General features: G+C 69.0%; 15 protein-coding genes, 1 tRNA gene, 1 pseudogene and 1 riboswitch. Of the genes and pseudogenes, 11 read left to right on the top strand and 6 right to left on the bottom strand.

The features are described from left to right. The first annotated feature begins 7 nt into the window (after positions 1-7). Positions 8-1,930 (top strand): hypothetical protein, encoded by a 1,923-nt coding sequence (locus tag ACPPVO_RS00450; RefSeq protein ID WP_426509124.1) that lies wholly within the window; start codon positions 8-10, stop codon positions 1,928-1,930. Here the strand turns inward: ACPPVO_RS00450 and ACPPVO_RS00445 are convergent. Further along, a complete protein-coding gene (locus ACPPVO_RS00445) occupies positions 1,914-2,711 on the bottom strand; it encodes an alpha/beta fold hydrolase (protein ID WP_426509122.1) in 798 nt (265 codons plus the stop codon). The genes ACPPVO_RS00450 and ACPPVO_RS00445 overlap by 17 nt on opposite strands. 60 nt (positions 2,712-2,771) lie before the next feature. Here ACPPVO_RS00445 and ACPPVO_RS00440 point away from each other — a divergent pair, with 60 nt between their 5' ends. After that, the gene (locus tag ACPPVO_RS00440) at positions 2,772-3,563 is read left to right on the top strand and encodes a MerR family transcriptional regulator (protein WP_426509121.1); all 792 of its coding nucleotides are present in this window, start codon (positions 2,772-2,774) and stop codon (positions 3,561-3,563) included. A 45-nt stretch (positions 3,564-3,608) separates the two neighbouring features. Next, positions 3,609-5,615, top strand: a complete 2,007-nt coding sequence (locus ACPPVO_RS00435; protein ID WP_426509119.1) for a beta-propeller fold lactonase family protein — start codon at positions 3,609-3,611, stop codon at positions 5,613-5,615. 8 nt (positions 5,616-5,623) lie between these two features. Here the strand turns inward: ACPPVO_RS00435 and ACPPVO_RS00430 are convergent, their stop codons facing one another. Next, positions 5,624-6,256, bottom strand: a complete 633-nt coding sequence (locus ACPPVO_RS00430) for a class I SAM-dependent DNA methyltransferase (RefSeq protein ID WP_426509118.1) — start codon at positions 6,254-6,256, stop codon at positions 5,624-5,626. Between the two features lie 89 nt (positions 6,257-6,345). Between ACPPVO_RS00430 and ACPPVO_RS00425 the strand changes: the two genes are divergently transcribed. Next, positions 6,346-7,209 (top strand): LamG-like jellyroll fold domain-containing protein, encoded by an 864-nt coding sequence (locus ACPPVO_RS00425; protein WP_426509116.1) that lies wholly within the window; start codon positions 6,346-6,348, stop codon positions 7,207-7,209. 108 nt (positions 7,210-7,317) lie between these two features. Continuing rightward, positions 7,318-7,452, top strand: a riboswitch (cyclic di-AMP (ydaO/yuaA leader). Between the two features lie 11 nt (positions 7,453-7,463). Continuing rightward, entirely contained in the window at positions 7,464-8,462 is a 999-nt protein-coding gene (locus ACPPVO_RS00420; RefSeq protein ID WP_426509114.1) for an NlpC/P60 family protein, read from the top strand. A 43-nt stretch (positions 8,463-8,505) separates the two neighbouring features. Here the strand turns inward: ACPPVO_RS00420 and dcd are convergent, their stop codons facing one another. Both dcd and ACPPVO_RS00410 read right to left on the bottom strand, forming a co-directional pair. Further along, entirely contained in the window at positions 8,506-9,084 is a 579-nt protein-coding gene (gene dcd / locus ACPPVO_RS00415) for a dCTP deaminase (RefSeq protein ID WP_426509113.1), read from the bottom strand. Continuing rightward, positions 9,065-9,550 (bottom strand): MarR family winged helix-turn-helix transcriptional regulator, encoded by a 486-nt coding sequence (locus tag ACPPVO_RS00410; protein WP_426509111.1) that lies wholly within the window; start codon positions 9,548-9,550, stop codon positions 9,065-9,067. Before ACPPVO_RS00410 ends, dcd begins: the two co-directional genes overlap by 20 nt. Positions 9,551-9,617: 67 nt before the next feature. On the opposite strand from ACPPVO_RS00410, the gene ACPPVO_RS00405 reads away from it, so the two are divergent. Then, entirely contained in the window at positions 9,618-10,124 is a 507-nt protein-coding gene (locus tag ACPPVO_RS00405) for a pyridoxamine 5'-phosphate oxidase family protein (protein ID WP_426509110.1), read from the top strand. A gap of 9 nt (positions 10,125-10,133) precedes the next feature. Next, positions 10,134-10,204 (top strand) — tRNA-Gly (locus ACPPVO_RS00400). Between the two features lie 689 nt (positions 10,205-10,893). On the opposite strand, the gene ACPPVO_RS00395 is transcribed toward ACPPVO_RS00400, so the two are convergent. Together ACPPVO_RS00395 and ACPPVO_RS00390 are read right to left on the bottom strand one after the other, a co-directional pair. Beyond that, complete coding sequence (locus ACPPVO_RS00395; RefSeq protein ID WP_426509109.1) at positions 10,894-11,184, bottom strand: helix-turn-helix domain-containing protein; 291 nt, start codon at positions 11,182-11,184, stop codon at positions 10,894-10,896. Between the two features lie 25 nt (positions 11,185-11,209). Further along, complete coding sequence (locus tag ACPPVO_RS00390) at positions 11,210-11,581, bottom strand: type II toxin-antitoxin system RelE/ParE family toxin (protein WP_426509108.1); 372 nt, start codon at positions 11,579-11,581, stop codon at positions 11,210-11,212. Positions 11,582-11,927: 346 nt separating this feature from the next. Between ACPPVO_RS00390 and ACPPVO_RS00385 the strand changes: the two are divergent. The 4 genes and pseudogenes from ACPPVO_RS00385 to ACPPVO_RS00370 form a co-directional block, all read left to right on the top strand. Beyond that, positions 11,928-12,023 (top strand): annotated as a pseudogene (locus tag ACPPVO_RS00385) (haloacid dehalogenase); the annotation flags it as partial. A 50-nt stretch (positions 12,024-12,073) separates the two neighbouring features. After that, a complete protein-coding gene (locus tag ACPPVO_RS00380) occupies positions 12,074-13,246 on the top strand; it encodes an ImmA/IrrE family metallo-endopeptidase (protein WP_426509106.1) in 1,173 nt (390 codons plus the stop codon). 39 nt (positions 13,247-13,285) lie between these two features. Then, entirely contained in the window at positions 13,286-13,642 is a 357-nt protein-coding gene (locus tag ACPPVO_RS00375) for a hypothetical protein (protein ID WP_426509105.1), read from the top strand. 441 nt (positions 13,643-14,083) lie between these two features. Beyond that, positions 14,084-16,396, top strand: a complete 2,313-nt coding sequence (locus ACPPVO_RS00370; RefSeq protein WP_426509103.1) for a PKD domain-containing protein — start codon at positions 14,084-14,086, stop codon at positions 16,394-16,396. Positions 16,397-16,429: the final 33 nt, after the last annotated feature.

Genomic DNA, 16,429 nt, shown 5'->3' with positions numbered 1-16,429 from the left:
CCACCGGGTGAGAATTCGGGGGCGGGTGCCGGCCAAGGCCGTCGACGCACTGGTCATGCTGGGCTATTTCCTCGGCGCCGTGTATGTGCTGGGCCATCTCTGGGCGGACCCGAACGGGCGCTACCTGACGCTGAACTACCAGGACAGCTTCACGTTCGAGTGGTTCCTGACCCACGCCACCGAGCTGTTCACCAAGGGCGAGTCGCCCTTCTTCTCCGACGACATCAACTCGCCGCTGGGCGTCAACCTGATGGCGAACACGTCGATCCTGACGCTCGCGCTGCCGCTGACCCCGGTGACGCTGTGGCTCGGCGTCGGCGTCACCTTCGCGATCATCTCCACGCTGGCCCTGGCCGGCACCGCGATCGCCTGGTACTGGGTGCTGACCCGCCACTTCGGCCGCTCCCGGGCCGCCGCCGCGGTCGGCGCCGCCTTCCTGGGCTTCGCACCGGCGATGATGTCGCAGATCGCCGGGCACCCGAACATCGCCGGGCAGTACTTCATCCCGCTGATCATCGCCACGGTCTTCAAGATGCGCCTCCCCGGCCAGGTCTGGCGGCAGGGCATCTGGCTGGCCGTCCTCGTGCTTCTGCAGGCCGGCATCAACGAGGAGATGCTGTTCTTCACGGCGATGGCCCTGTTCGTGTTCATCCTGGCCTACGTGCCGTGGCGGCAGCTGCCGGGCTTCGCGAAGGTCATGCTGCCCAAGTGCGGCGTGACGCTGCTCGTCGCCGGGGTGGTGCTCGCCTACCCGCTGTACTTCCAGTTCACCGGACCCCAGCACTACAGCGGCCTCGACGAGGGCGTGCGCGGGATCAACCTCGACGCGTACTCCTACGTCACCTTCGGCCGCTACTCGATCGCCGGCGACGTCGCCGAGGCGGCGCGGCTGAACAAGAACAACGCCAGCGAGGAGAACAGCTTCTTCGGCTGGCCGCTCGCCCTGGTCCTGGTGACCGGCGCGATCGCGCTGTGGCGCAACCGGCTCTCCCGGGCGCTGTTCATCACCGCGGGCGCCTTCGCCGTCTTCTCCCTCGGCCCGACGCTCCGGTTCAACGGCGTCGACCGCACCGAGACGCACGGCCCGTGGAAGTGGATCAGCCAGCTGCCGCTGTTCGACTCGGTGGTGCCGACCCGGCTCGGCCTCATCGTGACGGTCTGCGTCGGTGTCGGCCTGGCCCTGCTGGTCGACAAGCTGGTGGTGGAGCGGCTCCGCCCGGTGGCGGCCACCGTTCCGGCCGAGGTTCCGGCGCTCGAGCCCGAGCCGGCGCTGGTCGGCACCGGCTCGTCCGACTCCGCCGCCTCCGGCGAGACGCCCGTCGAGAAGCCCCCGGCCCGCCCGCTCGGCCGTCCCGAGCCGTCCCCGCGCCGCAGCCCGAAGCTCGCCCTGGTCTGGGGCGTCGCGCTGCTGGCCGCGCTGGTGCCGCTGTTCCCGACCCCGCAGCCCGCCGACGGCCGCCCGCCGCTGCCGGCGCTGTTCACCAACGGCAACTGGCGCACGAAGCTGCCCCCGAACCCGGTGGTGGCGCCGCTGCCGGGCGGCTGGGACGACAACATCAAGATGATGCGCTGGTCGACCGAGACCAACTTCGAGGTGAAGGTGACGGCCGGGTACTTCCTCGGCCCGAACGACACCAACCCCGAGGACAAGTTCGCGCACTTCGGGCCCGGCTACCGCGACACGATCATCTACCTCAACGGGGTCATCCGGCAGCGCACCTCGCCGGCGGTGACCGAGCAGCAGAAGCAGATGATCCGCGCGGACATCCGGTTCTGGAAGGCCACCAACCTGGTGATGCCGGTCGGGTACTACAACGAGAAGGTCCTGCGCGAGACGATCGACAAGCTGGTCGCCCCGGACGTGGCGCCGGCCCAGGTCGTCGACGGGGTCTACCTCTGGGACGTGCGCTCGATCAGCGGCACCGGCTGAGCACCAGCTCCGCGGCCCGGCGGGGATGCATCTCGGGGATCCAGTGGCGCACGCCGCGCAGGATCTCGAAGGTGTACTCCCCGTCGACCCACCGCCCGCAGCGGCGCGCCAGCCGCTCGGTGACGAACTCGTCGCCATCGCCCCACACGAAGAGCGTCGGCACGGTGACCCGCGGGAAGTGCTTGCGGCCGGGGACCAGCATCGCGCGGTACCAATGCAGCGCCCTTCGGTTTCTCGCCGTGGCGTAGCGGCGCGCATGCTCGGCCCCGAGCCCGCTGCGAACGAGCCGGCGCTCCAGGAACCGGGGCGTCAGGGCCAGCTCCGGCAGGACCGGCAGCTGGAAGAGGCCGACGTAGGCCGAGCGCCACAGCTGCCTCGCCCCGGCCCCGGCCCACGCGCCGCGGTGCGGCACCGAGAACGCGGTGAGCGTGCGGACGCGCTCGGGGTGCCGCCCGGCCACGTGGAACGCGAGCGCGGCGCCCCAGTCGTGACCGACCAGGTCGAACCGGTCGACCCCGGCGGTCCCCGCCAGCGCGAGCACGTCGGTCGTCAGGACGTCCAGGGTGTACCGCCGCCGCGAACCCGGGCTCCCGTGCTCCGCGTATCCGCGCAGCTCGGGCACGAGCACCCGCCGCCCCGCGGCCACGAGCAGCTCCGCGACCCCGGCCCAGGCCCGGCGGTCCTGCGGGAACCCGTGCAGCAGCACGACCGCGGGCGCGCCGGGGTCCCCGAGATCATCGACCTCGAACTCGAGCCCGTCGTTGGCGAATCGCTCGACCATCCGATCATTCTGCGCCCGGGACTTGAACCTGACGGACCGTGAGGACCTAGCGTCGACGGCGTGGAGCAAGACCGCGACATGAGGGTCGGCGAGCTGGCCCGGGCGACCGGGCTGACCGTCCGGACGCTGCACTACTACGACGAGATCGGGCTGCTGACGCCGTCGCAGCGCAGCTCGGGCGGGCACCGCCGGTACAGCGGCACCGACATCCAGCGGCTGTACCGCATCTGCCTGCTGCGCCGGGTCGGGGTGCCGCTGGAGCAGATCGCCCGCGCGCTCGACGACCCGGCGTGGAGCCTGTCCGCGGCCGTGCACCGGCACCTGGCCGAGATCGACCACCGCCTGGCCGCGGCCCACCGGCTGCGCACCGGGCTGCAAGGCATGGCCGACGCGCTCGGGGCCGACGACCCGCCCGACGCCGAGGCCCTGCTCACCACCGTGGAGGAGATGACCATGCTGCAGGGGACGATCCAGCGCCGCATCATCGGCCTGGTGTACGAGGATCTCGAGGCGATGCACGCGTACCTCGTGGACGTGTTCGGGCTCGGCCCCGGCCGCGTCGAGCGGGGCCCCGACGGCACCGTCCTCCACGCCGAGGTGGAGGCGGGCGACGGGGTGATCTGGCTGCATCGGGTCTCGCCGGACTTCGGGCTGGCCTCGCCGCGCACGCTCGGGGTGACCACCGCGGGCGTGTCGGTGCTGGTCGACGACGTGGACGCGCACCATGTACGGGTCGCCGCCACGGGGGCGGCGATCGTGTACGCGCCGATGGACCAGCCCTACGGCGTGCGCGAGTACAGCGTCCGCGACCCCGAGGGCGGCTTCTGGTCGTTCATGACCCCGCTGGACTGATTTGCCGGGGCAACATCGATCGGCGTTGCGAGCCATAATCCGTTCGTGCGTAAACCCTTATTTGCCGGGATCACGGCGGCGGCGGTCGGTGCGGCCGTCACGCTCGTGGCCCCGGCGATTCCGGCCACCGCGGCCACCGCGGACCGGCCGGTCATCTACGTTGCCGACACCGACGGCAACTACCTCGGCGTGTTCGACGCGAACACCTACGAGTACCTCACCGTCATCCCCGTCGCCCTGCGCCCCACCGGCCTGGCGGCCACCCCGGACGGCGGCCGGGTCTACCTCACCGAAAACGGCGCCGCCCAGGTCTCGGTGCTCGACACCGCGACAAGCACAGTCGTCAAGACCATCGCCGTCGGCACCGAGCCGCGCGGCATCGCGATCACGCCCGACGGCGGCCGCGTCTACGTCGTGAGCGGGTCCAACACGGTGAAGGCGATCGACACGGCCACCAACGCGGTCGTCGCCACCATCGGCGTCGGCACCGACCCGGACCACCTCGTCGTGAGCCCGGACGGCCGGCGCGTCTACGTGCCCAACTCCGGCAGCGGCAACCTGACGGTCATCGACACGGCCACGAACACGGTCGCCGCGACCGTCGCCGTCGGCCACGAGCCGCACGCGGTCGCGCTGACCCCGGACGGGCGTCGCGCCTACGTGGCCAACTCCGCCGCCAACACCGTCTCGGTGCTCGACCTCACGACGAACACGATCACCGCGACCGTGCCCGTCGGCAGCGGGCCGCTCGGCATCGCCGTCACGCCGGACGGTGGCCGCGCCTACGTGTCCAACTCGCTCGGCAACACCGTGTCGGTGCTCGCCACCGCCACGGACAAGGTCATCGCGACCGTCCCGACCGGCAAGGGGCCGCAGACGGTGACGATGGCGGCCGACGGCACCCACGTCGTCGTGGCCAACCACACCGACGGCACGCTGACGGTGATCGACCCGGCCACCAACGCGACGACGACGACCGACTACGTGGGCGAGGGCCCGGCGGGCCTGGCGATCGCGACGGTGCAACCGGCCCCGCCGACCGCGAACCTCGTGCTCTCGTCGCTGCCGGAGTCGGGCCGCGTCTCGTTCGACGCGTCGGCCTCGAAGCACGGTTTCGGCTTCAACATCGGCTTCAGTGTCGACTGGGGCGACGGCACCGCCCCGAACGGCCAGAACTTCCACAACTACGCGCACGGCGGGACGTACACCGTGACCCTGACGGTGACCGACGACCTGAACGTGAAGGCGACCGCCAAGCAGCAGATCTCGGTGCAGCCCATCACCCGCATCTTCTCGATGCTGTCGGCCAGCAACCTGCGGTACGTCTCGGCCGAGACGGCCGGCGCGGACCCGCTGGTCGGCAACCGGACCGTGGCCGGGGCGTGGGAGACGCTGTTCCAGGTCGATGTGGGCGGTGGCGCGGTGGTGTTCCGGGCCGGCGTCAACGGCAGGTACCTCACCGTCGACCCGGCCGGCAAGCTGACCGCGAACGGCGCGGCGCGCGACGACGGGTCCCGCTTCAAGGTCATCGCCGGGGCGAACGGGTCGTTCAGCCTGCTGTCGGTGTCCAACAACCGGTACGTCAGCGGCAACAACGGCTCCGGCCCGCTCACCGCCGACCGTGCCGCGATCGGCCCGTGGGAGCAGTTCTACGCGACGAGGACCACCAACATATCGATCGACGCGCAGGCCAACTACAACTACGTGACGGCGGAGAACGGCGGCAACGCGCCGCTCATCGCCAACCGTGGCGCGCCCGGCCCGTGGGAGACGTTCGACGAGATCGAGGCCGGGGACGGGTACGTCGCCTTCTTCTCGCACGCCAACCAGCGCTTCGTGACCGCGGAGAACGGCGGCAACGCGCCGCTCATCGCCAACCGCACCGCCGTCGGCGCGTGGGAGAAGTTCTACCTGTCGGCCGGCTGGAACAGCACCGTCAGCATCCGCGCCAACGCCAACAACCTCTACGTGACGGCGGAGAACGGCGGCCGGTCGCCGCTGATCGCCAACCGCCCCGTGGCCTCGGTCTGGGAAGCGTTCACCGGACTGTAGGAAAAGCTCTACCGACGGGCGAAGACAGCGGCGCCCGGGGTCTTCGCGGCGAGGTCCAGCAGGTGCTGGGCCTCGACCGTGAAACCGGCCTCCTCCAGCCAGGCCGTCACCTTGGCCGGCGGGCGGAGATGGACGTGGACGCGCATCGGGTGGCCGCCGTAGCCCTCGGTCTTCAGCCGGTGCGCGTCGCCCACGTGGAAGCCCAGCAGCAGCCGGCCGCCGGGGCGCAGGACCCGATGGAAGTGGGCCAGCACCTGCGGCACCAGGTCGTCCGGGATGTGGATCAGGGACCAGAAGGCGATCACGCCGTCGAGCGAGGCCGCCGGCAGGTCGAGTCCGGTCATGTCGCCGACCTCGAAGGCGAGGGCCGGGTGCGTCGTACGGGCCAGGTCGACCATCGCCGGGGACAGGTCGATGCCGAAGGCGTCCACGCCGGCCGCGTGCAGGTACGCCGTGACATGGCCCGGCCCGCACCCCACGTCGGCCACGCGGGCGCCCGGCGGCAGCAGCGCCGCGAACAGGTCGAGGGTCGCCCGCAGGTACGCGTCGTTCGTCAGCGCATCCCGGACCAGGTCCGCGTAGCTGGTCGCGACGGTGTCGTAGGACGCTCGCGTGTCGTTGCGCCAATCCTCGGGGGCCACGAGCGGCAACCTTAGCCGGACCGGCCCTTTGAAACGTAGCCGTCCGAGTGACTGCGCGGATCACGGCATTCGCGGCATCATGTGCGGTTATGCGCCGCCGCCGACGGTTGTTGTTGTGTGCTCTGCTCGCCGGTCTCGTCGTGGTGGCCGGGCTCGCGGTTCGCTGGGTGGCGGCCCCGTCGGACGAGCGGGCCGACCTCTCCACCCGGCCCGGCACGTCCGCCCGGCCCGGCCCGTTCGTGCCCGGCCCCGGCATGGGCAGCGCGCCGGGAGTGGGGCCGGCCTCGAACGCGACGGCGGCCCACGGGAGCGAGGCCGGCATCCGGTACACCTTCGACGGCGGCCTCGGCGAGCCGGTCACCGACGCGGCGGGGCGGCTCGGCCTGCGGGCGCGGCGCGCGGGCGGCGGGCAGCTCTCCGCCGTCGCCCACGACGGCGGACTTGCGGTGCGCTTTCCGCCGCGGTGTGAGCATTACGGTGCGGAGAGTTGCGCCCGGGCCATCGTGCAGAGCGGTCCGGCCGGATTTCTCAATCCGGGCCGCGGATCCATTACGTACGGGGCCACCGTCCTGGTTCAGCCGAATGAGACTTCCAAAGGCGCCAATGTGGTCCAGAAAGGGTTCTCGGTCGGTGACAGTCAGTTCAAACTGCAGGTCGACGGCGAGGCCGGACAGCCCAGTTGTGTGATTGTCGGCACTGGTTCGAGCGCAATTTTCGTGGCCGTCGCGGCGCGGTCCATCGCCGACGGGCGGTGGCACCGGATCGCGTGTTCGCGCGGTAACTCCCTGCTCACGGTGGTCGTGGACGGCGCCGAGGCGGGACGCACCGCGGTACCGCCGTCACTGTCGATAGCGAACGACGACCCGTTGTGTATTGGCGGCAAGGGAACCAGCGCGAACAACGATCAGTTCGTGGGCGCAATCGATGATGTGTTCGTCACTCGAATCGCCTGACCTTAGGGACAAATCGGACAACAATCGCGCTCCGACTTGAACCTGGGAACGGTGCGCCCTTAACGTGAATTCCGGTCGGCTGGATGTCCGCGCCCCACCCGGGTGCGCCAGGCGGCACCGTCGAGTCGAATTTCGAGCCGGGGACCCACGTGTTCCATCGGGGTGAATCCGCGCGATTGCGCGGTAGGGCGACCTTCCCGCCCGAACCCGTCAGCTAACCCGGTAGGCGGCCAGGAAGAAGGAGTAACTCCTCGGTGGAGACCCATCTGAGGTGGTCGAGGCGGCCCTCCCGTCTGCTGCGGCTCCTCGTCGCCACCCTTGGCGGTCTGTCCCTCGCCCTCGGCATCACGGGCCTCGCGCACGCGGACCCCTCGCCGGGCGAGGTCGAGAAGCAGATCGACGAGAAGTGGAACCAGATCGAGCCGGTCATCGAGCAGCACAACAAGCTCAAGCTCGAGCTCGCCGCCAACAAGACCAAGCAGAAGCAGCTCGAGGACCAGATCGCCCCGCTCAAGGCCCAGGTGGACGCCGCCTTCGACAAGGTGAGCGCGTTCGCGGTCCTGCAGTACAAGAACGGGCGGGTCTCGAAGCTCGACGCCATGCTCACCACGGGGTCGCCGGACACGTTCGTCGACCAGATGACGTTGCTCAACATGGTGGCCAAGGACGAGCAGTCGCGGATCAAGGACGTTCTCGTCGCCAAGCAGCAGTACGACGCCCAGAAGGGCCCCATCGACCAGCTCATCGCGCAGCAGGCCGAGCAGGAGGCCGCGCTGGCGAAGCAGGAGACGCAGGTCAACGCCGACATCAAGACCCTGCAGGACATGCGCATGCAGGCGTACGGCAGCGCGGCCGGCACCGGCTCGCTCGCGCCGGTCGCGTGCCCGCAGCAGTACGACGGCTCGCCGGGCAGCAAGGCCGCCCAGGTCGCATGCAAGCAGATCGGCAAGAAGTACGTCTGGGCGACCGAGGGGCCGAACACGTTCGACTGCTCGGGCCTGACGATGTACTCGTGGAAGCAGGTCGGTGTCACCTACCTGCGGCACTACACGATGTGGCAGTACGAGGACACCAAGCGCGTGGCGCGGTCCGACCTCAAGGCCGGTGACCTCGTCTTCTTCTACTCCGACAAACACCACGTCGGGCTGTACGTCGGCAACGGCTGGATGGTGCACGCACCGAACTCGAGCCAGCCCGTGCAGATGAAGAAGATCGATTCTGAGCCGATATCCGGGTACGGCCGGGTGGCGTGACTTTGACGAAGGGCGGGCCTGCGGGCCCGCCCTTCGTGTTTCATCACTTGGTCGGCCAGGTCCGCCAGTTCTGCCAGGAGCGGCTCGGCGTCGGTCCGCGCTGGCCCTGGTACCGCGACCCGTACACCGCCGAGCCGTAGGGGTGCTCGGACGGCGAGGACAGCCGGAAGATGCACAGCTGCCCGATCTTCATGCCCGGCCACAGGCGGATCGGCAGGTTGGCCACGTTGGACAGCTCCAGCGTCACGTGCCCGGAGAACCCGGGGTCGACGAAGCCGGCGGTCGAGTGCGTCAGCAGCCCGAGCCGCCCGAGACTCGACTTGCCCTCGAGCCGCCCGGCGAGCTGGTCGCCCAGCGTGATCACCTCGAGCGTGGACGCGAGCACGAACTCCCCCGGGTGCAGCACGAAGGATTCGCCGTCGTCCACCTCGACCATCGACGTGAGATCGTCCTGCTGGATGGCCGGGTCGATGTGCGTGTACAGATGGTTGTTGAACACCCGGAACCACCGGTCGAGCCGCACGTCGATGCTGGACGGCTGCACGAGCGCCGGATCGAAAGGCTCGAGGCGCAGCTGGCCGCCTTCGAGCTCCTTGTTGAGGTCACGGTCGGATAGCAGCACCCTCTGAGGTTACGGGGTTCGCTTCGTCGGCCGCCCTGGTGGTCGCGGTGAGCGCCCTTTGCAGCACTTCCGCCGAGATCTCGATCTCTTCGGTGGTGAAGTGCGAAAAAGCTTCCCGCATGTGTACCCCCAGAGGCGCGAAAAACTCGTGCGCCAGCGCCTGGGCCTTGGGCTGAATGTGCAGGTGCAGCCGCCGCCGGTCCTCGGGATCGGGCCGCCGCTCGACGTGCCCGGCGCGCTCGAGCCGCACGAGGAGCGCCGTGGTGGCCGCGGGGCTGAGCGATAGCCGCCGAGCGAGCTCCCCGGGCGTCAGCGGCGTACGGTCCTCGGCCGCGCGCCAGATGTGCGCAATCGCGTTCATGTCCGTGCGGTGCAGCCCGTGCCCGCGCGCGAACACGTCGACAAACCGGTCCGCCTCGACGTTGAAGCGCCGCAGGAGGTCGATGAGATCGTCGGCACCCGTCACCGCTTCAGTTTCCCCCGTTCGGGGAAAACGGCAACGATCGTACAGGTGTTCGAGTACTTTTGGAGGCATGGCATCGTGGGCTGACTTCGCCGCCGCCGACCCCGCACTGGCGGCGTCCATTCGCACGCTCGTCTGCCAGTACGGCCCGGGCCTGGGCTACCTGGCAACCGTCCGCCCCGACGGCGGCCCCCGCATCCACCCCGTGTCCCCCGTCATCACCGACGAAGGCCTGTTCTGCTTCGTCCTGGCCTCCCCGAAGCGCCACGACCTGGACCGCGACGGCCGCTACTCCCTGCACAGCTTCCCGTCGGACGACTCCGCCGACGAGGCCTACCTCTCGGGCCGCGCCACCCCGGTAACGGACGACGTGCGCACCGCCGGCTTGGCCCGCCTGATGCACGCGGCCCCGGGCATAGACTGGAAGCTCTACGAACTATCGGTCGACCTGGCCATGTACGTGCACTACGACACCCCGACGACGTCGACCCGCACCGTGTGGAAGGACCGCCCGGGCCACGTACCGAGAGCAAGGCAGAATGGTCCGTGCACTGAGGCCGTGGATTCGGTACAGTAGGCGTCGCTCGCGGGTGTAGTTCAATGGCAGAACATCAGCTTCCCAAGCTGACAGTGAGGGTTCGATTCCCTTCACCCGCTCGGACGAGAACGCCCTGGTTTGGACGTAGTTCCGGCCAGGGCCTCTTGCATGTCCGGTCACCCGGAAGTCGCTGCGGGCCATCAGCGTGCCATTAGCCCGACTGTCCGCTGTGTCGTTGGCGCCTGCTTACCCGCTCGGATGCGAGCGCTCAGGGCTCCCGGCCCGGGGCATGCCCGGGAGCCGGATGTGCACGGCCTCTGGCGGCGGGGACAGGCTCTACCTCTAGTGAGTGAGCTTGCGGTCGATTGCGAGCCGAGGGCGTGCCGTGCTCGGCGGGGCTGCGCGGCGGCCTCATGCGGCCTTCAGGATTTCGCTACGACCGGTGACGCGGAGTTGCCGGATCTGCATCGTCTGTGCTGATGAGCTCGAACAGACCGGTCTGGAATATGCGGGCAGCCTCCCGCAAGGAATCTCTCTCGGAGCTCGGCGGACGTGAACCGGAACTTCGCCTGCTTGTCGTTCTTCTCCCACACATCGCCGGTGGTCCCGCCGGAAGAGATCTGGGGATAGTCGGCAGTCTCCACCTCGAAGGACAGGCCACGCAGCGCGCCAAGAACAGATTTGTCGGTTGCTTTGATCGTGGCCCTGAAGTGGTACAGCGAGTGGTGGAGCGACATGGCATCCTTCCGGACTACCTGATCTGGGCTGTTCCGAACTGCCGAGCCGAATTGGTCGGTGCCGAGCGACTTCAGGCGGCGGCGTCGCGGTGTGGCTTGAAGGTGATGTCGAGCTCCGCATCAAGTGCAGCTGCGAGTCTTGCCAGGAGCGGCACGGTGGGTGTGGCACCCCCTGATTCCAGGCGGGACAGTTGGGGCTGGGTCATGCCGGCGCGTTCGGCGAGTTCGCCCTGTGTGAGTCCGAGTTCGGTGCGACGATCGTGGACCATCTGGCCGAGCAGGAGCGCTGCTCGTGCCTCCTCGTAGGCGGAGTTGTGCTGCTCGGCGCCGGTGCGCTCCCAGCGAGAGTGGCGTGCCGTCATGGTCCTTCCGCCCTTCCGTTGTGCTTCATTGCCATTTGCGCTCGAAGATCTCGGTCGCCGGCGCATGGTCGTCATGTCCCAGTTCGCATGTCTGCTGAGCGGCGATGGCTCGCATGACCTCGGCGCGTTCGACCTGGCGGGACTTTCGGAACACGGTCAGCAGTACCACCCGGGTCTGTGGTGCAAGCCAGTAGCTGATGCGGACGGCCGACCTGTCGAGGTGAAACCGCAGTTCACGTGTCTTGCCGCCGAGATGGCGCGAGTAGGGTTCGCCGAGCGTCTCGGCGCGCTCGGCAAGGATGTCGGCCATCGCCTCGACCTTGGCGTACTCCGTGAGCCGCAAGGTTTCGAGCCAGTCCCGCACCTCCGGCTCCAGCTCGATGACGTAGCGTCTCACCCGTCGAACGATATACCGGTCTTGGTATATCCGGCAAGCCGCGTCCGGGCCATTGGCCGGCCATTAACCCAGGCGAAGGCTGGCCGCTCCAGGCCGCTCGCCGTCAGCGTGACCTAGATGTTCAGTCGTTCGGTGAAGGCACGCCTGCTGTCGCCGCGTCCTCGAACTCAGGCCACTTCATCGCGAGGTGTCTCCCGCATCGTCCGTGGTATCGGACGTGTGAAACCTCCCCGCCCGCGCGCCGACACGGCCAGCGACGATCCGACCGGGCAGGACTGCCGAGCGGATCACGGGCCCGCTCGCTCGATGCGATCTTCGATCAGGCCCACGAGCTCGGGGTCGGGCGCTGCTCGCGCGCAGCCGGGCCGTTCTGCTCGACTTCGACGGGCCGGTGTGCAGCATCTTCGACGGCCGCCCGACACCGCTCGTCGCAGCCGAGATGCCAAGAAACGATGGCCGGGCCGCGTTGCGGTGCACTGGCATAGTGAACCAATGGCCGCGGACGAATCGGTGACAGAGTCGGCCGAGGCCGAGGCCGAGGCGGCGCCCGCCGTTGGCGATGGTTCCGCCCTTTACCAGGGACTCTGCTGGGATGCCGACGGCTACTTCTTCTGGATGGCGCAGCGGAACACCGGACAATGGTCGGCCGCCTGGCCGTATCTGGTGCCCGAGGGCGAGAAGATCCCGGAGTACTGGGAGATGATGCAAGCCCTGGGTATCGTGCACGGCTCGCTTCGATCGGCGCTGCACGTCACCATGCTCGCGACGGACGAGGATCGCGAACAGTTCAAGCAATGGAGCCGGCTCTGCCTGCAGATCGCGCGCGAGCACGCGGGGGCGCTCGTGCGGGCAGACCACCTGGCCGTGCCGTTCTGGGCGACGATTCACGATGATTCGCTGAAGCAGGCGATCGGCGACGAGTATGCGGTCGCACGAGACGTGAAGGTGTTCGCCAACCTCGAGGCGCGACTCTATGCGCGTTCATATCCCGGGAAGCGCGAGATCCATGTATCGGTACTCACCCGCGAGTATCTGATCAAGTTCAACGTGCTCATCTGGCGCTACGTCTGGGCAGTGCTGGAGGACCGTGACAACCAGGCACTGCCGGAGCTGGCGTCGGCGATGCTGCCGCACCTGCTGTCGCTGTACCTCGACGCCAACTACTCGGCGCTTCCGGTGAATCGCTCCCGAGACACGGCGATGTTCACCCGTGCCCACCAGACCAGCACCATCCAGATGCGGTTCATCATCGCGCACGAGTACGCCCACATCGTCCTGCACGGCGACTCGCCGAACACCCCGCAGGAGGAAGCGGAGGCCGATGCCTTCGCCTTGGGCGTCGTCCTTCGCTCCGAACCGGCCTTTCCGGTCGAGGACGTCCACACGGCGTTGTCGTGGTTGTTCGGCACGCTGCGCCTGGATGCCGCGCTCGGTGATGCGCTCAGTGGGAGTTCGTCGAACTCGCGGACCGCGGTCATCCGGCGGGCCGATGTGCTGTCGCGGCTTTCCGCCGAGTCGATCCCGGCGTGGGACGAGGCGATCGAGTCGACCGGTACCGCTGGGCTATCCCTGCTGAATCACCAGTTCTCCATGCTTGACTGGGCTCGTGTGGCGGCTATGCGCACCCAGTTCTTGGAGAACTTCGGGCTCTTCGAGCATCTGTAGGACGGGCGACGCCAGCCGGCGCGACAGGACGGAGCGACCATGCGACACATCGAACTGGAACTCGAACTGGAATCGAGCCGCCGGCCCGACTCACCGTTGTCGTCCGGTGCGTGGATTGGGCACGACCGATACGAGGGCATCGAGATCACGGTCAACGGTCGCGAGGACGGCCACGGATTCGGATTCAGCGAGATCGTGACGATCGCTATGAGCGTGGCCTCGGGGGTGACGATCGACCTCCTCTCGGACGCGATCCGGACGGCCGCCGGCGGCGCGATTCGTAAGGTTCGAGGACGACGGAGGCGCTCCGATGGCAGCGCCGAAGGTGTCGCCGGCGTGCTCCAGGACGAGATCGGCGACCCGGACAGCGATCCGGATACAGCCGGAGACCGATAGGTCGACCCCCGCCCGCAACCCCGGCGAGGACAACGGTAGAGGGTCACTGCTCGGCGAGGAGGCGAGCCGTCGGCAGGCGGCGAAGGGAGCGCACCGGCATCGTAGCGGCCCCCACCGCCACCAAGGCCCGGCCACCGCAGCGACCGCGGCCACCGCGTACGAGGTCGCGATGGTGCCGGCGATCTGCACCTATACCGGCGTTGCCCATCGAGGAAGTCCCGTGGTTCGGCTCTCGTGAAGAGAGCCGACATCTTGCCGGCGACGACGTCATCGGCGTGCAGGACCGGACCGATCACGAGGCCGCGACTATGGCCCGCCGGGGGCATTTCACCGCCCCGATTCGGGGTTGTCCAATGTGGTCGGACCGCGCATAATCGGCGCGCGCCGCTGAATGATCAGTGGCTGTGCAATCCCGCCGAGTGCCCCCGAAAGAGGAGCAGCGTGGGTAAATCTGTCCTTTCCGGCCTCACGACCGTCGTGGTGGCCGCCGGTGTGGGGCTGGTCGCGGGGGCCGGCTCCGCATTCGCCGCAACGGCCCCGCTGTACGTCAACAACACCGTCGGCGCCGGCTGCTCCGACACCGGCGGGGGCAGCCCGAGCAAGCCGTTCTGCACGATCACGGCCGCGGTCGCGGCGTTGGCGCCCGAGCAGACCGCCCAGATCACCGGCGTGTTCAACGAGCGCGTGACCGTCAACAAGTCCAGCGTCGTGCTGCAGGCCTCCGCGGCGGGGGCGGCGCGGGTGTCCGGGCCGAACGCCGGGTTCACCATCGACGGGCAGCACGACGTTGCCATTCTCGGCATCAACGTGCAGAACGTGGTGAGTGCGCCCGCGTTCGCGGTGAGCAACGGCGTGCGGATCTCGGTCGTCGACGGCAGTGTGACAATGGCGAACGAGGCGACCGGGCCGGCGATCAAGCTCTCCGCCGTGACGGATTCGGTGCTCAACGGGGTGAAGGTCAGCGGCGGCGCGGTGTCGGCCGGCGTGGCCGTCGACGCGGCGACGTCCCGGACCGTGCTCAAGGGGCTGACCGTCAGCGTCGGTAGCCCGGCCGGCAGCGTGGGCGTCGATGTCGCCGGCTCGAACAACACGATCCTCAACAGCAGCGTCTTCGGCGGAGCGGTCGCGGTCGTCGCGCTGCGGCCCGGGGCGGCGGGCAACACGGTCGTCAACAACACGGTGATGAGCGGCCACGGCGTCGGCATCCTCAACAACGGTGCCACCGGTACCGCGATCACGAACAACTCGCTGGACTTCAACTGCCTCGGCGGCATCCGCGTGGCGGGCGCCTCCACCGGCGTGTCCGTGCAGAACAACGTCGCGACCAGCAACGTGTCCTCGACGACCGGCTGCGAACCGGGCATCCCGAGCGGACCCGAGATCGGCCTGTACGACGGCGCGGCGGGCACCACGGTGGTCGACTACAACGCCGTCTCCCGGTCGGCCGCGCCGAACTCGCTGTACTGGTGGAACGGTCCGCTGGGACTGACCGGCTTCCGGGCCGCCTCCGGTCAGGCCGCCCACGACACCGACGTCGTCGACCAGGCGCACATGGAGGACTCGGCGAACTCGGCCGCGCCCGGCTACCAGAGCACCGACGCCTACGGCAAACCGCGCGAGGACAACCCGGCGCAGCCCGACACGGGCACCGGTCCGGTCACCTACGCCGACCGCGGAAACTCCGAGATGATCCCGGGCCCGTACCCGATCATGACCATCACGGCGGACAACGCCGGCAACTCGGTCACGGTGGACGCGTCGCGCTCGGCCCTCGGCTACGTGCCCATCGCCACGTACCGCTTCGACTTCGGCGACTCCACCAACCCGGTGACGCAGACGTCGCCGGTCGTCGCCCACCACTACTCGACGCCGGGGACCTACGCCATCTCGGTCACGGCCGTCGACGTCAACGGCTACAGCGGGACCCGGCAACAGGTCAAGTCGCTGTGGCCGGCGGCCCGGACGTTCGCCCTGCTGGCGCACGACAACAACCGCTACGTCAGCGCCACCGAGGGTGGCAACATGCAGATGCGCGCGTACCAGCCCACGATCGGCGCCGGGGAGCAGTTCGACCTCGTGAAGGTCGGCGGCGACCTGGTCGCGTTGCGGTCGCGCGTCAACGGCGAGTACTTCGCGGTGAACGTCGGCCCGGACGTTCCCGCCGGGTCGAACGTCGTGTGGGCCTGGAGCGACTCCACGAACAGCGACGACACGCTGTTCACGATCACGAACAACGCCGACGGCACGATCAGCCTGCGTTCGGTGGTCAACGGCAAGTACCTGAGCAGCAACCACGGCGTCAGCATGATGACCGCCGACCGCGCCGCGATCGGCCCGTGGGAGGAGTTCAGCCCGGTCGACGTGGCCAACGCGGCGGTCTCCTTGCGCGCCCACGCCAACGGCAGGTACGTGACTGCGGAGAACGGCGGCGCCACCGCGCTGATCGCGAACCGCACCGCAATCGGCTCGTGGGAGCAGTTCGACCTGGTCGACGTGGGCGGCGGCTGGGTGGCGCTGTACTCGCGGGCCAACGGCCTCTTCGTCACGGCGGAGGCGGGCGGCAACCAGCCGCTCATCGCCAACCGGGCGGCCGTCGGGCCGTGGGAGAAGTTCAAGGTGATCACCAACGCCGACGGCAGCATGAGCCTGCTGGCCGGGGTCAACAACCGGTACGTCACGGCGGAGAACGGCGGCAACTCGTCGCTGATCGCGAACCGCACGGCGATCGGTCCGTGGGAGGAGTTCGACCGCTGATCCGGTCGAAAGCACAGAGAAACGGCAGGGTCC

The sequence above is a fragment of the Dactylosporangium sp. McL0621 genome (genome assembly GCF_049995355.1).
Lineage (GTDB): Bacteria > Actinomycetota > Actinomycetes > Mycobacteriales > Micromonosporaceae > Dactylosporangium.
This window is presented reverse-complemented; position numbering and strand designations above follow the sequence as displayed.

Excerpts from the sequence above, each read along its gene's own strand:
- ACPPVO_RS00445 (WP_426509122.1), bottom strand. The coding sequence starts at position 2,711 with ATGGTCGAGCGATTCGCCAACGACGGGCTCGAGTTCGAGGTCGATGAT.
- ACPPVO_RS00425 (WP_426509116.1), top strand. The coding sequence starts at position 6,346 with ATGCGCCGCCGCCGACGGTTGTTGTTGTGTGCTCTGCTCGCCGGTCTC.
- ACPPVO_RS00405 (WP_426509110.1), top strand. The coding sequence starts at position 9,618 with ATGGCATCGTGGGCTGACTTCGCCGCCGCCGACCCCGCACTGGCGGCG.
- ACPPVO_RS00395 (WP_426509109.1), bottom strand. The coding sequence starts at position 11,184 with ATGACGGCACGCCACTCTCGCTGGGAGCGCACCGGCGCCGAGCAGCAC.
- ACPPVO_RS00380 (WP_426509106.1), top strand. The coding sequence starts at position 12,074 with ATGGCCGCGGACGAATCGGTGACAGAGTCGGCCGAGGCCGAGGCCGAG.
- ACPPVO_RS00375 (WP_426509105.1), top strand. The coding sequence starts at position 13,286 with ATGCGACACATCGAACTGGAACTCGAACTGGAATCGAGCCGCCGGCCC.